Origin of the sequence: Halorubrum sp. CBA1229, assembly GCF_003721435.2 — an archaeon.
GTDB lineage: Archaea > Halobacteriota > Halobacteria > Halobacteriales > Haloferacaceae > Halorubrum.
This window is the reverse complement of sequence record NZ_CP054585.1, coordinates 1,484,714-1,498,886: the sequence shown is the minus strand read 5'-3', so window position 1 is coordinate 1,498,886 and position 14,173 is coordinate 1,484,714. Positions and strand designations below refer to the sequence as shown.

The 14,173-nt window shown below is 69.8% G+C and carries 13 protein-coding genes; 4 read left to right on the top strand and 9 right to left on the bottom strand.

Annotated elements, in window-relative coordinates; all coding sequences use genetic code 11:
- Positions 1-53: 53 nt before the first annotated feature.
- A complete protein-coding gene (gene uvrB, locus Hrr1229_RS07480) occupies positions 54-2,108 on the bottom strand; it encodes an excinuclease ABC subunit UvrB (RefSeq protein WP_123113481.1) in 2,055 nt (684 codons plus the stop codon).
- A gap of 238 nt (positions 2,109-2,346) precedes the next feature.
- A complete protein-coding gene (locus tag Hrr1229_RS07475; RefSeq protein WP_217920704.1) occupies positions 2,347-4,323 on the bottom strand; it encodes a hypothetical protein in 1,977 nt (658 codons plus the stop codon).
- Positions 4,324-4,483: 160 nt separating this feature from the next.
- On the opposite strand from Hrr1229_RS07475, the gene hisG reads away from it, so the two are divergent.
- Positions 4,484-5,374 carry an ATP phosphoribosyltransferase gene (gene hisG, locus Hrr1229_RS07470; protein WP_123113482.1) on the top strand — a complete coding sequence of 297 codons (891 nt, stop codon included), beginning with the start codon at positions 4,484-4,486 and terminating at the stop codon, positions 5,372-5,374.
- A gap of 22 nt (positions 5,375-5,396) precedes the next feature.
- On the opposite strand, the gene Hrr1229_RS07465 is transcribed toward hisG, so the two are convergent.
- The 3 genes from Hrr1229_RS07465 to larB form a co-directional block, all read right to left on the bottom strand.
- On the bottom strand, positions 5,397-5,669 hold the full coding sequence (locus Hrr1229_RS07465) for a GIY-YIG nuclease family protein (RefSeq protein WP_123113483.1): 273 nt from the start codon (positions 5,667-5,669) through the stop codon (positions 5,397-5,399).
- Between the two features lie 71 nt (positions 5,670-5,740).
- Positions 5,741-5,893: a hypothetical protein gene (locus tag Hrr1229_RS07460; RefSeq protein ID WP_176329378.1), complete on the bottom strand. Its 153-nt coding sequence runs from the start codon at positions 5,891-5,893 to the stop codon at positions 5,741-5,743.
- 154 nt (positions 5,894-6,047) lie between these two features.
- Positions 6,048-6,833, bottom strand: a complete 786-nt coding sequence (gene larB / locus Hrr1229_RS07455) for a nickel pincer cofactor biosynthesis protein LarB (protein WP_123113484.1) — start codon at positions 6,831-6,833, stop codon at positions 6,048-6,050.
- 294 nt (positions 6,834-7,127) lie between these two features.
- Here larB and Hrr1229_RS07450 point away from each other — a divergent pair, with 294 nt between their 5' ends.
- Positions 7,128-7,295: a DUF1931 family protein gene (locus Hrr1229_RS07450; protein ID WP_004047560.1), complete on the top strand. Its 168-nt coding sequence runs from the start codon at positions 7,128-7,130 to the stop codon at positions 7,293-7,295.
- Between the two features lie 106 nt (positions 7,296-7,401).
- Here Hrr1229_RS07450 and rpiA read toward each other — a convergent pair whose 3' ends face one another.
- The 3 genes from rpiA to Hrr1229_RS07435 form a co-directional block, all read right to left on the bottom strand.
- Entirely contained in the window at positions 7,402-8,127 is a 726-nt protein-coding gene (gene rpiA / locus Hrr1229_RS07445; protein WP_123113485.1) for a ribose-5-phosphate isomerase RpiA, read from the bottom strand.
- Between the two features lie 79 nt (positions 8,128-8,206).
- A complete protein-coding gene (locus Hrr1229_RS07440; RefSeq protein WP_123113486.1) occupies positions 8,207-9,334 on the bottom strand; it encodes an ORC1-type DNA replication protein in 1,128 nt (375 codons plus the stop codon).
- A 168-nt stretch (positions 9,335-9,502) separates the two neighbouring features.
- Positions 9,503-10,597 (bottom strand): THUMP domain-containing protein, encoded by a 1,095-nt coding sequence (locus tag Hrr1229_RS07435; RefSeq protein WP_123113487.1) that lies wholly within the window; start codon positions 10,595-10,597, stop codon positions 9,503-9,505.
- 87 nt (positions 10,598-10,684) lie between these two features.
- Between Hrr1229_RS07435 and Hrr1229_RS07430 the strand changes: the two genes are divergently transcribed.
- Together Hrr1229_RS07430 and Hrr1229_RS07425 are read left to right on the top strand one after the other, a co-directional pair.
- Positions 10,685-11,242: a TATA-box-binding protein gene (locus tag Hrr1229_RS07430; protein ID WP_123113488.1), complete on the top strand. Its 558-nt coding sequence runs from the start codon at positions 10,685-10,687 to the stop codon at positions 11,240-11,242.
- A 96-nt stretch (positions 11,243-11,338) separates the two neighbouring features.
- On the top strand, positions 11,339-11,698 hold the full coding sequence (locus Hrr1229_RS07425; RefSeq protein WP_123113489.1) for a hypothetical protein: 360 nt from the start codon (positions 11,339-11,341) through the stop codon (positions 11,696-11,698).
- Between the two features lie 74 nt (positions 11,699-11,772).
- On the opposite strand, the gene Hrr1229_RS07420 is transcribed toward Hrr1229_RS07425, so the two are convergent.
- The gene (locus Hrr1229_RS07420; RefSeq protein ID WP_123113490.1) at positions 11,773-14,004 is read right to left on the bottom strand and encodes an ATP-dependent DNA helicase; all 2,232 of its coding nucleotides are present in this window, start codon (positions 14,002-14,004) and stop codon (positions 11,773-11,775) included.
- Positions 14,005-14,173 lie beyond the last annotated feature (169 nt).

Here is a 14,173-nt window from a genome sequence, read left to right as displayed (position 1 = left end):
ACGGGACGGTCGAGAGATCGGAACGAGACGGTCGGAGAGAGCGGGAGCGACCGCTACTCGTCGATCATGGGCGCGGGCACGCCGCCGTCGTCGGTATCCAGCTCGAAGGCGCGGCGGAGCTCGGCGATCCGGTCGCGGATGTCCGCCGCCAGCTCGAACTCCAGGTTGCTCGCGGCCTCGTCCATCCGGTCTTCGAGCGCCTCGATCTGCGCTTCGGCCTCGTCTTTGCTCTCCACGTCGCCGACGCTGACCGACGAGGTGTCCGTCTTCGATCCCGGGAGGTTCGTCTCGCCGACCGGCTTGTCGATGGTCGTCGCCTCGTAGCCGTGTTCCTCGTTGTACTCCAGCTGGATCTCGCGGCGCCGCTGGGTCTCCTCGATGGCCTCTTCCATCGAGTCGGTCACCCGGTCGGCGTAGAGGACGACCTCGCCGTTGACGTTCCGAGCGGCGCGCCCCATCGTCTGGACGAGGGTCGTCGTCGAGCGGAGGAACCCCTCCTGGTCGGCGTCGAGGATGGCGACGAGGCTCACCTCAGGGATGTCGAGCCCCTCGCGGAGCAGGTTGATCCCGACGAGCACGTCGATGTTGCCTAATCTGAGGTCGCGGATGATCTCGTGGCGCTCGAGGGTGTCCGTCTCGTCGTGCATGTACGCCACGTCGATCCCGGCCTCCTCGAAGTACTCCGTGAGGTCCTCGGCCATCCGCTTAGTGAGGGTGGTGACGAGAACCCGCTCGTCGCGCTCGATCCGCTCGTCGACCCGATCGAGGAGATCCTCGACCTGCCCCGTCGCCTCCGTCACCTCCACTTTGGGGTCGACGAGGTGGGTCGGCCGGACGATCTGCTCGACGATGCGGTCGGAAGTCTCGCGCTCGTAGTCGCCGGGCGTCGCGGAGACGTACAGCGTGCGGTCCGTCTTCTCCTCGAATTCCTCGAAGGTGAGCGGGCGGTTGTCGTAGGCGGTCGGGAGCCGGAACCCGTTCTCGACGAGCGAGTCCTTCCGCGACTTGTCCCCCTCGTACTGCCCTTTGATCTGGGGGATCGTCTGGTGGGACTCGTCGACGACGGTGAGGAAGTCGTCCGGAAAGTAGTCGAGTAGGGTGTAGGGGGCGTCGCCCGACTCGCGGTCGTCCATGTGGACCGAGTAGTTCTCGATCCCGGAGCAGTAGCCCGCCTCCCGGAGCATCTCGACGTCGAACGTGGTGCGCTCCTCGATGCGCTGGGCGGCGACCAGATCGCCCTGCCGCTCGAAGTAGCTGACCCGTTTCTCCATCAGCTCCTCGATCTCCGCGATCGCCTGCTCCAGCTTGTCGTCGGGGATCGAGTAGTGCTCGGCGGGGTGGAGCATGACGGCCGGCTCCTCGCTCACGACCTCGCCTTTCATCGGGTCGACCTTGATCATGCGGTCGATCTCGTCGCCCCACAGCTCGACACGCACCGCGTACCGCCCGTACATCGGGTATATCTCGACGGTGTCGCCCCGCACCCTGAACGTCCCCTGCGTGAAGTCCACGTCGTTGCGCTCGTAGTTCAGGTCGACGAGGCGGGCGAGCAGCTCCTCGCGCCCCACCTCCTCGCCGACCTCCAGACGGAGCGCCATGTCGCGGTAGTTCTGCGGATCGCCGAGCCCGTAGATGGCCGAGACCGAGGCGACCACGATCACGTCGTCGCGGGTGAGCAGCGAGCGCGTCGCGGAGTGGCGGAGGCGGTCGATCTCCTCGTTTATCGACATCTCCTTGTCGATGAACGTGTCCGTCTGCTCGACGTACGCCTCGGGCTGGTAGTAGTCGTAGTAGGAGACGAAGTACTCGACGGCGTTGTCCGGGAACAGCTCGCGGAACTCCTCGTACAGCTGGGCCGCGAGCGTCTTGTTGTGCGCTAACACGAGGGTCGGCTGATCGAGCTCCTCGGCGACCCACGAGACGGTGTTCGTCTTCCCGGAGCCGGTGACGCCGAGCAGCGTCTGCTTGTCGGCGCCCGACTCGAACCCCTCGACGAGCTCCTCGATCGCCGCCGGCTGGTCGCCCGCGGGCTCGAACGGGGCGTCGACGCGGAGGGGGCGGTCGACGGTCGGGCGGTCCTCCGAGAGGGGGGAGTCGGCGTCGCTCACGATACCGGTCGTTGGCGGCGGAGGCACTTGAGCGGCGCGGGGATCGACGGCGGCGCGGTCCCGTGCGAGCGGTCACATCCCTCTGCGAATCTCTTTCTTATCGATCCCTCGCGACAACAACCCGATATCCTCGTTCGGCGATCGCTCTCGGGCTCCGGCCAGATGGACGAGCGGGGCGTCTACGGTGGTTGCACTCGCATGGGCTCGATTCTCGCCGTCGTCGGGGCTTCCTCGCGTGCTATTTGCGAATGAGGCTCAGTTTCTCGTCACCCATACCCAAGATATCGACTTCCTCGCCCGAGTTTATCACTCCCGTCTCGATCCTGCCCGTTGATGCGAGTTTCTCTTCCACCGATAGCTCTCCGGCTCCGGCCAGATGGACGAGCGGGGCGTCTACGGCGGTCGCGCTCGCGTAGGTCGGCCCCTCGTCGCCGTCATCGTCTCCCTGTCTGCCGAGTACCTTGACGTTCACGGCGTTGAGTCCCTTCCGCCCCTTATCGGTCTGTGTCAGCGCGTGCGACGCCATCGCCTCGATCAGTTCCGCCTTGTTCATTTCGGTTCCCTGTACCCGAGCGCTACCGATCGCCGAGCCGTATCGGCTCCGGTCGCGGGAGAACCCCTCGACGATGCGGTCGTCGAAGTCGTCGCTCGCGATGTCGTCGGGGGTTACGCTCGCGATCTCGGTCGGTCCCTCGTCGAACAGGAGCGTCACCGAATCCTCGTACAGCGCGCCCTCATCGAGGATCCACCCGCCGGCGAAGACGATCTGATCGTCGCGGACGATCCGCCGGACGTAGAACAGCCCGGGCAGCGGACACGGGCAGTCTGCCGGCGTCACGGCCACGGGACAGACCAGCGTCTGCGAGCCTGATCCGCCGTTATCGTGTTCGACGTTGTCGTCCGGCATCACCATATCCCTGTCCTCGCCCAAGATGATCTCGCCCCACGAGTCGAGCGTCTCGGGCTCGCGGAGGGTGCCGTCGGCCGCGACGAAGACGCACTTCCCGTCGGCGTCGGCCGACGCCGGCGCGCCGCTCACGACGGCGCCGCCCTCGGTGCTGTAGCCGACGATACCCCGATTCTCGGTGCGGTACGTGTCGAGTTCGGCCGAGAGAATCGTCTGACAGGCGAGGTCGCGGTGGAGCGACACGGGGCCGTCGATCTGGATACAGCCGTCGTCGTCGTACTCGACCGCAAACTGCGGACGGTATTTATTGTGGAACGGCGTGTGTCGTCCGTCCTCCTCGTGCGACGCGGCGAAGTAGCTGAGCACGCGTCCCGGCGTGAGTTCCTCGGCGAGCGAGCCGAGATCGCCCGGCAGACTGGCGTCGGGCAGGCAGACGGCGAAGCGCTCGCCGATCGTCGGCTCGTTTCGCATGTACTCGATGATGTCGATGAACCGCGGTCGCCCGGGGCGGCGTTCGACGAGTACGTCGTCGAGCCGCTCGATGTCGCCGAGGACGATCTCCTCGACGCCCGCGAGCTCTCGCACCGCCACGATCCAGTCCACGTTGTCGACGGCCCGGCGTGCGTTCCGAATTCCCTGCTCTCGGATCTCGGAGTTCTCACGGACGGTCTCACAGACGCCGGTCCCGCACTTGTCGAGTTTCGGTCTGAGGGCGGTCTCGGTGTCGTCGATGAACCCGTCGAGGGCGCGTTTCGCTTCGTCCGGGGCGCGTCGCTCCACGGCGTCCCGTGCGGTCACGACGTGACCCAGCAGCCCGAGTTCGACCTCCAGAATACCGTCCGCGTCATCGTCGTCGTCGACGATGTCGTCGTCCGGGCCGCCCCACCACTCGCTGGTTGGTTTATTCGACCGCGTGGCGTTGTAGTCCTGGGCTTTCGTCGCCCCGCTGACCGAAAATCCTTCGAGCTCGATTTCCCGGGAGTCGGCCCGAGCCGTCGCCGGCACGTACGTGACCCCGACCGAGCCGGTGCGGAGGACCTGCGTCTGGCCGCTGCTTCCGTCGTCGCCGCCGTCGCCCGCCGAGTCGTCCGACAGCGGCCGCCCGGCGTAAAACGCCGCCGGCGTGGAGACCGTCGTCCCGAGCACCTGCTCGCCGGCGCGGTCCACCAGTCCGTCGAGGCCGGAACACCCCGCGAGCCCGCCGAGCGCGACTACCCCGCCGGCGGCGAGAACCGCCCGTCTCGTCGGTCCGAGCCCGTCGGTACGGCCTCCGGTTCGGCGTCTCGCGTCGGTGGGTTTTGTACTCATGCCATATTCATAATGTTTTATAAGTATATAAGATAGCGTATATTATCGCGCTGACTCGCACGCGGTTCGTCCGGTACCCGGATCCACCGTCGGTACCGGGTTCGCAGCGACCGAGCCATCGGACGAAAACGTTTCCCCCTCCCCCCGCGACGCTTGCCGTATGCGCATCGCCGTCCCCAACAAGGGCCGCCTGCACGACCCGACGCTCTCGCTTTTGGAACGCGCGGGGCTCCACGTCGAGGAGACCGCCGACCGCCAGCTGTACGCCGACACCGTCGACCCCGACGTGACCGTGCTGTTCGCGCGCGCGGCCGACATCCCCGAGTACGTCCGCGACGGGGCGGCCGACCTCGGGATCACGGGGCTCGACCAGGCCGCGGAGTCCGGCGGCGTGGCGGACGACGCCGCGTCCGCGGCCGACGACGACCTCGTCGACCTGTTCGACCTGGGGTACGGCTCCTGCAAGCTCGTCCTCGCGGCGCCGGAGGACGGCGACGTCTCGACCGTCGCGGATCTGGTCGGCGGAACGATCGCTACCGAGTTCCCGGCGGTCACCCGCGACTACCTCGACCGAGTCGGCGTCGACGCCGACGTGGTCACCGTGACGGGCGCGACGGAGCTCACCCCCCACGTCGACATGGCCGACGCCATCGTGGACATCACCTCGACGGGGACCACCCTGAAGGTGAATCGCTTGGCCGTGATCGACGACGTGCTCGCCTCCTCGGTGCGGCTGTTCGCGCGCCCGGACGTGGTCGCCGACCCGAAGGTCGAGCAGGTGCTGACCGCCTTCGAGTCCGTGCTCGCGGCCGACGGCCGGCGCTACCTGATGATGAACGCGCCGAAAGACCGGCTCGACGCGGTGAAAGACGTGATCCCCGGACTCGGCGGCCCGACGGTGATGGACGTCGAGGCCGACGAGAACGGCAACGGCATGGTGGCGGTCCACGCCGTCGTCGAGGAGCGCGACGTGTTCGCGACCATCTCGGAGCTGAAGGAGGTCGGCGCGAGCGGCATCCTCGTCACCGAGATCGAGCGGTTGGTCGAGTAGCGGGGACGGCGGCCTCGCCGACTCAGTCGCCGTCGCCCTCGATCAGCGCCTCCTTCTCCGCGCGGGTGAGCGACTTGATCGCGTGCTCGCGCGACATCGCCGCCGACCGCGAGTCGAACGACTCGACGTGCCGGAGCGTCACCGGCGTCCGCCCGCGGGTGTACTTCGCGCCCTCGCCGGCGTCGTGCTCGGCGACGCGCCGCTCGACGTCGGTGGTGTAGCCGGTGTACAGCGTCCCGTCCGCGCACTCGATCACGTACACGTGGTGACCAGAGTCCTCGCTGGGCGTCGACACGTGACCGGATCGGTGGGGTCGCGACGAATAGGTGCCGGTCCCGGCCCGGCCTCGCGGCGGGATCGCCCCGGTCAGTCTCCGGTTCGAGCGCGCTCCCGGGAGACCTCGGCGATCCCGGCGTTCGCGGAACAGTCCGGACAGGCGTTCAGGTCGCCGTACTCGTCCGTGAAGACGCGTGCGAAACGGTCCGAGACGTGCGACCCGCAGTGGTCACAACGTGGCATTCGATACCGGTGTTCACCGGCGGACGATCGTAGGGGTTCGACGAACAAATACCCTTTCTCACCCCACCCAGCTTCCGGAAAACCGCGTATAAACCCCCGTCATAGGGAGGGTGTCTGACCACGTCGAACCCGCCGGACAGTCGCGCCGCGCCGGTCAGTCGCGCCGCGCCGCGTCGATCGCGCGGGCGATAAGGCCCGCCTGCGCGCCGGCGACGAAGCCGGCGTCGACGTTCACGGTCGTGAGCGCCGAGCAGGACTGGAGCGCGCCGTGGAGCGCGGCGACACCCTCGCCGCCGGCGCCGTACCCCGTCGACACCGGGAGCGCGATCACCGGCGCCGGGACGAGCCCCGCGACGACCGTCGGGAGCGCCCCCTCGCGGCCCGCCGCGACCACGACGACGTCGGCCTCGCGGATCCGGTCGCGCTGGTCCAAGATCCGGTCGAGGTTCGCGACGCCGACGTCGTCGACGCGGTCGATCGCCGCCCCGATCTCGCCGGCGACGACCGCCGCCTCGCCCGCGACCGCCGCGTCCGCGGTGCCGGCCGCGACGACCGCGACCGTCGCGTCGAGCTCGGGGGGGTCGAAGTCGGCGGCGTGGACGACGACCGTTCCGGCCCGCTCGTCGCGGTCGACGGTCGGGTCGAGCGACGCCGCGGTGTCGAGGTCGAGGTCCGCCATCGCCGTCCGGATCGCGGCCGCGTCCTCGGCGTCGGCCCGGGTGACGAGCGCGCGGCCGGTCGTCTCGACCGCGGTCGTCGCCAGCGCCGCGACCTCGGCGGGCGTCTTCCCCTCCGCGAGGACCGCCTCTGGGATCCCCCGCCGGCCTTCGCGGGCGGCGTCGAACCGGCCGGCCGCCGTCGTCGCGTAGCCCGCGAGTCGCGATTCCGCCTCCGCGACGCCGATCTCCCCGGCGTCGAGCGCCTCGAGCGTGTCGCGCATGCGTCCCCGTCGGAGTCGGAAGGGGTCGAACCTATCGGTCCGCGGTGGCCGAGCGGGCCCGCCGCGGGCGGTCGAGCCCGGCGGAGGGGAGAAAGCGGAGCGCTTCCGGGGCGACTCCGGGTCGATCCCGGGGAGATTCCGGGGCGATCCCGTCGAGATCGTTCCAACTCGCCGACCGTTCTCACAAAGTTTATAAGGGAGCGTTTCGGCAACCCCGCGCGAACGGGCCGCAGGGAGCCCCTCGCGGGCGAATTCAGGAACTCTTATTAACTGTCGACGGATACCACCGATCGCATGGCAGACCTTATTGTCAAAGCGGCCGTCAAGGAAGCCCTGGACGACAAGAACGTCGCTTCGGACTTCTACGACGCGCTGGACGACGAAGTGGACGAGCTGCTCGAAGACGCCGCGCGCCGCGCCGAGGCTAACGACCGGAAGACGGTCCAGCCGCGCGACCTCTAAGGCGGACGCGACCTTCGATCCGATTTTTTGACGACCGCCGTCCGTCGAGCGGCGCGTCGACCGTACCGTCGACCGTATCCGTCGTGAGAGACCGTCTAGCCCCGACTCAGCGCGTAAGCACCCGGACCCCCGACTCCGTGCCGACGTGGACCTCGTCGGCGAGGTCGACGAAGAGGCCGTGCTCGACGACGCCCGGCGTCGCCGAGAGGGTCGCGGCGAGCCCCGACGGGTCCGCGATCGCGCCGAACGCGCAGTCGAGCACGAGGTTCCCGTTGTCGGTGACGACCGGCCCGTCCTTCCGCTCCGCGCGGCGGAGCGTCGGCTCGCCGCCGGCCCCGCGCACCGCCTCGGCGACGACCGACCGACCGGCCGGCAAGGCCTCGACGGGGACGGACCGGTCGAGGACGGGGGCCTCCTTCGAGGGGTCGGCGACGACGAGGAAGCGGTCGGCCGCGGCGTCGACCAGTTTCTCGCGGGCGTGCGCTGCGCCGCCGCCCTTTATAAGAGCGCCCGCGGTCGGCTCGACGCCGTCGGCGACCGCGACCTGGTCCGCGCCGTCGATCGCGACGTCGATCCCCGGCGCGTCGGGCCCCACCGCCTCGTCGAGGTCGAGCAGGGGGATCCCGCGGTCGGCGGCGAGCTCGCGGCTCGCGAACGAGGTCGGGACGCCGCGTATCTCCAGCCCGGCGTCGACCCGCTCGCCCAGCCGCCGGATCGCGTGCGCCGCGGTCGAGCCCGTCCCGAGCCCGACGACGTCGCCGTCGTCGACCGCCGCCGCCGCCGACTCGCCGGCGCGTCGCTTCGCCGCGTCGCTGCCGCCGCTCGTCTTCATACCCCCGACTCGGCGGGGGAGACTGAAAAGGCGTCGGCGGCGGGCCGGCCGACCGCGGCGATCGGCCGACCGCGGGCGCTCACTCAAGCCGGTCCAGCACCGCCTCCGCGTCGTAGGCCAAGGAGAGCTCGCGGGAGCGGCCGCGCCCCTCCACCTCGGCGTACTCGGCCTCGATCACGCCGAGCTGGTCGAGCTTGTTGATGATCTCGGAGTAGCGGGTGTAGCCGAGGTCGGTCTCGTCGTGGAACGCCTCGTACACCGTCCCGGCGCGCTCGCCGTCGTTCTCGGCGAGCACGCGGACGAGGGCGCGCTCGGAGTCGGAGAGCCCGCGGAGCGACCGCGAGAGGTGGACGTGCTTGGACTTCTCGTACGCCGACTCCACGTCCTCCTCCGCGATCGTCTTGGAGGCGCGCATCTCGGCGTTGAGCCCGGCACGGCGGAGCAGGTCGATCCCGACCCGGAGGTCACCGCTCTCGGCGGTGAGGTCGGCGACGCGCTCCAACTCGGTATCGCCGATAACGCCGTCGTGGAACCCGCGCTTCGCGCGCTCGAAGAGGATGTCGTAGATCTCGGTGGCGTCGTAGACGGGGAAGTACACCTCCTCCGGGCGGAACACCGACTGCACGCGGGTGTCGAGGTCGTCGATCACGTCGAGCCCCAAGTCGGAGGAGACGACGATGACGCCGATCTTCGCCCCCGAGTGCGCCTCGTGGGCGCGCAACAGCGAGTAGAGGGTGTCGGACGCCTCGTTCTCGTAGAAGAGGTAGTTCACGTCGTCTAAGGCGACGACGAGCACGTCGTCCTCCTCGACGAGCCGGTCGGTGATCTGGCCGAACAGCTTCTTGAAGGAGATCCCGGAGGAGGGCGGCTCGTAGTCGAAGATACCCTCGAACAGCCGCGAGAAGACGGCGTACCGCGTCGAGTCCACCTGGCAGTTGACCCGGACCGTCCGGACGTCGGTGCGGGCGCCGAGTTCGGCGAACAGCTTCTGGACCGCGGTGGTCTTCCCGGTCCCGGGCGGGCCGCGCACCATCGTGTTGAGCGGGCGTGAACCCCGCACCGCGGGCCGGAGCGCGTACTTCAAGCTCTCCAGTTGGCTCTCGCGGTGGCGGAACGTCTCGGGGACGTGGTCGATCTCGAACACCGACTCGTCGCGGAACACCGACTCGTCCCACGAGAGCATGTCGTCGCCGGCGTCCCCGGTCATGCACACATCACGACAGGCCGTCCACTTAACCGTTGCCCGCAAGGGCGGTGAAACTGAAACTTGTCGGTTGCGACGCTCAGATGCCGAGTATCACCGACCGGTCGTTCACTCTCGGGACGGTGCGAACGCGGCGTTATCGCGGCGGTCACAGGTCGGGGTCGGACGCGCTCACTCGCGGTCGAGCACCAGCACGTGTCGGGTGAGCGACCGGTGGACCCGGCGCTCGAAGGCGGCGTCGACCGCCCAGCCCGCCTCGCGCGCCGGCCCGCGCCAGTCGCGGTCGGCGACGACGACGGTGCGTGGCGCGACCCGGGCGGCCTCGGCGAGCGCGCCCGAGACGAGGTCGGCGAGCTCGTGGGTGGCGATCTTCGACTGGCGGCCGTACGGGGCGTCGAAGGCGACGCCGTCGACCGCGTCGTCGCGCAGCGGGAGCGCCGTGGCGTCGCCGCGGGCGACGTGCCAGTCGGGGGCGCTCCCGTCGTTCTCGGGGGCCTCGGGCCCGTCGGAAGCGCGGCCAAGGTACTCACCGAGGTTCTCCCGCGTCCCGCGGACCATCTTCCGCTGGGCGTCGCAGGCGACGACGTCAGCGCCGACGAGCCCGGCCTCGAGGGGGAGCCCGCCGGTGCCGCACATCGGGTCGAGCAGGGTGCGTCCCGGGGCGGCGCCCGCGAGGTTGGCGTACGCGCGGGCGTCGGCGGGAGCCATGCTCCCCGGCTGGAAGAATGGCCGGTCGGTCGGCTTCGGGGCGAAGTCGCGGGCGGCCTCGGCGGCGACCCAACCGAGCGCGCAGACCGACGCGTCCTCGCCGTCGGCGCCGGGGACGGCGTCGTGGGCGGCGCGCTCGCCCGCGGCGAACAGCGCGCGCAGCACGTGGTCGGGGTCGTCGAGGTCGACGTCGAAGCCGCGGTCGACGAGGACGCCCCCGAGGGCGCGCTCGGCGTCGGTCGTCGAGACGGCCGCGGTGTTCCGGACGTTGCGGGCCCGCACCGCGACCGTGCCCGAGCGGTCGAGCGGGGCGGCGTCGAGCGCGGCGACGGCGGCGTCAACGTCGGCGTCCGTGCGGGCGAGCGCCTCGTGGGCGGCGCGCGTGTAGGCGAGTCGGCGGACCGCGGCGCGGTCGGGTCCCGACTCTCCGTCACGACCGAGTCCGACGCTGCCGGCGCTCGCGATTCCGGGCGCGAGCAGCTCCACGCCGGTCGCCGCAGTCGCGGCCTCGCGGGCGGCGAACGCGTCCGTCTCCCCGGCGAGTTCGAGCCAGTACACGCCCCGGAGTCGGGCGGCCGCTCGCAAGAGGATAGCGGTTCCGACCACGCACCTTTTTAAATGATTCAACCGATCGTGTTAGTAGTAATGGCCGATCCGAAGGAGACGATCACAATAGAGAACGTCGTTGCCTCCACGGGGATCGGGCAAGAGCTCGATCTCCAGAGCGTCGCGATGGATCTGGAGGGCGCCGACTACGACCCCGAGCAGTTCCCCGGGCTCGTCTACCGCACCACGGACCCGAAATCGGCCGCGCTGATCTTCCGGTCCGGAAAGATCGTGTGCACGGGCGCGAACTCGATCGACGCCGTCCACGAGAGCCTCGCCATCGTGTTCGACGAGCTCCGCGCGCTCGACATCCCGATCGACGAGCCCGAGGTAACGGTCCAGAACATCGTCACGTCCGCCGACCTCGGCGAGAGCCTCAACCTCAACGCGATCGCGATCGGGCTCGGGCTCGAACACATCGAGTACGAGCCGGAGCAGTTCCCCGGGCTCGTCTACCGGCTCGACGAGCCGGACGTGGTGGCGCTTTTGTTCGGCAGCGGGAAGCTCGTCGTCACGGGCGGGACGAGCCCGGACGACGCGGCGGCCGCCGTCGACGTGATCGTCGAGGAACTGGACGGCCTCGGGCTGCTCGCGTAGGCGGGCGACGCCTCCCGGGCCGACGTATCTCGGTTTCGGACCGCTCGCGCGGACCGATCCCGCGATCACTTTTACCCGCCGTCCCGTAGCCCGGGTATGCTCCTACAGACGGTGACGCCGATCACGGTGCTGGGGACGACGGTCCTGTTCGCGCTGTTCCTCTCCGTGACCGCACACCTCGCCGCCCGGAACGTCCTCGGCGACGTCGACCCGCGCCGCGCCCTCTACGTCGGGCCGCTCCCCGCGGTGATCGGCGTCGTCGGCGGTGCGTTCGCCGTCTCCGAGGCACTGCTCGTCCCGGCCGCGCTCCTCGTCGACGGCGCGATGTTCGCGTGGAGCTACGACCAGCCCCGGCGGCTCGTGGTCGGGATGACCGTGATCCACGCCGTGATCACGATGCTGCTCGGGATCGTGCTAGTTGGGGTCACGGTGCTGCTCTCGACGATGCCGGGGTAGGGCCGGCGAGTCGACGACGCCGGCGACGCCGCCGACGCTAGCGACGCCGGCCGACGGCCGGCAATCGCCCCGCTTCACGGCTCCGGCGGCGCTCCGTCGTACGCGTCGTGGTCGCCGTAGAAGTTCAGCATCGCGAACTTCAGCTTCTCGGGGTCGACGTCGAGCAGCTCCTCGCGCTCCTCCGGCGGGAACGCGCCGCGGACCGAGTACTTCCCCATGTCGGCCGTCGTGTACCGGCGGTCCGCGAGGATCCGGACGCCGAAATCGTCCGGGCCGCGGACCACGCGCCCGAGCGCCTGCCGCGTTTTGCGGATCGTCGGGATCTCGACGGCGTACGCCCACCCGGGGTCGCGGGCGCGGTCGCGGTCGGCGAACGCCCGGTCGTACGCGTCCTGGACCGCTTCCATCCGGTCGGAGAGGTGCGGGTAGGGGACGCCGACGACCACCACCGTCCGGGCGTCGTCGGCGTCGAAGCTCACGCCCTCCGCGAGCGTGCCCCACAGCGAGGTGAACAGCGTGGCGTCATCGCTCTCGACGAACGTCCGGCGCAGGTCCTCCTCGTCCTGGCCGGGGCCGTCGAGGTAGAGGGAGCCGAGGTCGGCGGCCGCGAGCCCGCCGCCCGCGCCGGTGTGGCCGCTCGCGCCGGCGCCGCCGCCCGCCGCTCCGCCGAGCCGCTCGTGGTAGCGCTCGGCCTCGGCGTACGAGGGGAAGAAGGCGAGCGTGTTGCCCGGGGTGAAGCGGATCGCGTCGCGCAGCAGCGACGCCACCGTCTCCTGGGTCTCCGGGTCGTTGCGCTCGGAGGCGAACAGCGGCGGCGTGTCGACCGCGAACGTCCGGCGGTTCTCCTCGGGGTAGGCCATCTCGTACGCGAGCGCCGCCACGTCCTCCAGCCCGAGCACGTCCTTCGTGACGTCGAAGGGGCGGAGCGTGGCGCTCATCAGCACCGAGGCGGCGACCTCGCCGAACAGCTCCTCGGTCACCCGACGGGGGATGCAGGTGTACAGCTCCGCGCGGCCGTACACCTCGTCGGTCGCGCCGTCGCGGCGCACGGAGACCACCGGGTACTGGCCGAGCTCGGTGCCCTCGTCCATCCACGTCGAGACGAACCGGGCGACCTGCAGGGTCTGACACTCGGTCCGGGTGGTCGTCTCGCCGTCGCGGTAGCGGCGCTCGTACTCCTCGTCCAACGCCTGTCCGAGCTGGACCGCCAACTCCGTCTCCGTGTCGATCCCCTTTCCCTCGTAGTTGCGGAGGAACGCGAGCGTGAGGTCGTCCCGCCGGTCGTCGTTGGCGATCGAGACGTCCTCCCAGTTCTCGCCGATCGACTCGCGCTCGCCGAACCCGAGCGCGTCGTCGTACGTCTCGACCAGGGCGTCGCGGAACGCGCGGACGACGTTCCCGGCCGCCTCGGCGCGGGAGTCGTCGCTGTCCGCGAGCTCCTCGACGGCGGCGTCGAGCGTGGTCTCCGTGAGGGTGCGGGTGGCGTGGTCGCGGGCGGCGTCCTCGACGTTGTGCGCCTCGTCGAAGACGGTGATTATCTCGGCGGGGTCGCGGTCGATCCACCGGAAGAACTGCTCGCGGATGTTCGGATCGAGGAGGTGGTGGTAGTTGCAGACGACCAGGTCGACCCCTTCCATCCCCTCCTTGAGCAGCTCGTAGCCGCAGAGCTCGCGCTCGTCCGCGTACGCGTACACGTCCTCGGGGGTGCGGACGTCCTCGAACAGCCACCCGAAGAACTCGTCGGTGTCCTCAACGAGGTTGTTCCGGTAGTGGGCGCAGACGTTCGCGGCCTCGTACTCGTCGATCTCCGCCTCCAGCTCGTCGAGCTCGTCCATGATCGCCTCGCGGGCCTCGGCTGCCCCGGCGTCGCCCTCGCGGCTCTCGGCGAGCAGCTCGCGCTGGCGGGCCTCCAGCTCGCGGACCTCGCTCTCCGTCTCGACCAGCTCGCGGGTGGTGTCCCGGAGGGTCTGACACTCCTGGTAGTCGACGTCGATGTGGCACATCGACGATTTGCCTTTGAAGACGACCGCGCGGATGGGCTCTTCGCGGGTGATCGCGCGGGCGTCCTCGACGAACTGCCGCATCTGCTGGTGGACGTTGGTCGTGATCACGACCGTGCGGTCGTGCTCGCGGGCGTGCTCCAGGGCGGGCACGAGCGCGGAGAGGGTCTTCCCGGTCCCGGGCGCGCCCTCGAACAGCACGTCCTGCCCGCGGTCCAGCGCGTTGGCGATCCTGTCCATCGCCTCGCGCTGGTTCGGATACGGCTCCTCGTACGGGAAGAACCGCAGATGCGGCGACTCTGACACGGGCCGTGGTTCGTCGCCATCGGCTAAAAGGGGTGGGGTGCCGCGGCGGAAGTGGTTCGGTGAGGCGGCGAGCCGACGGTTCGGGCCGTCTAACTCGTTTCAATACGCATATATAAGCACGGGGTTCGTGCGTCGCCGGTGCATTATACCAGCATATATTACCTGTTTT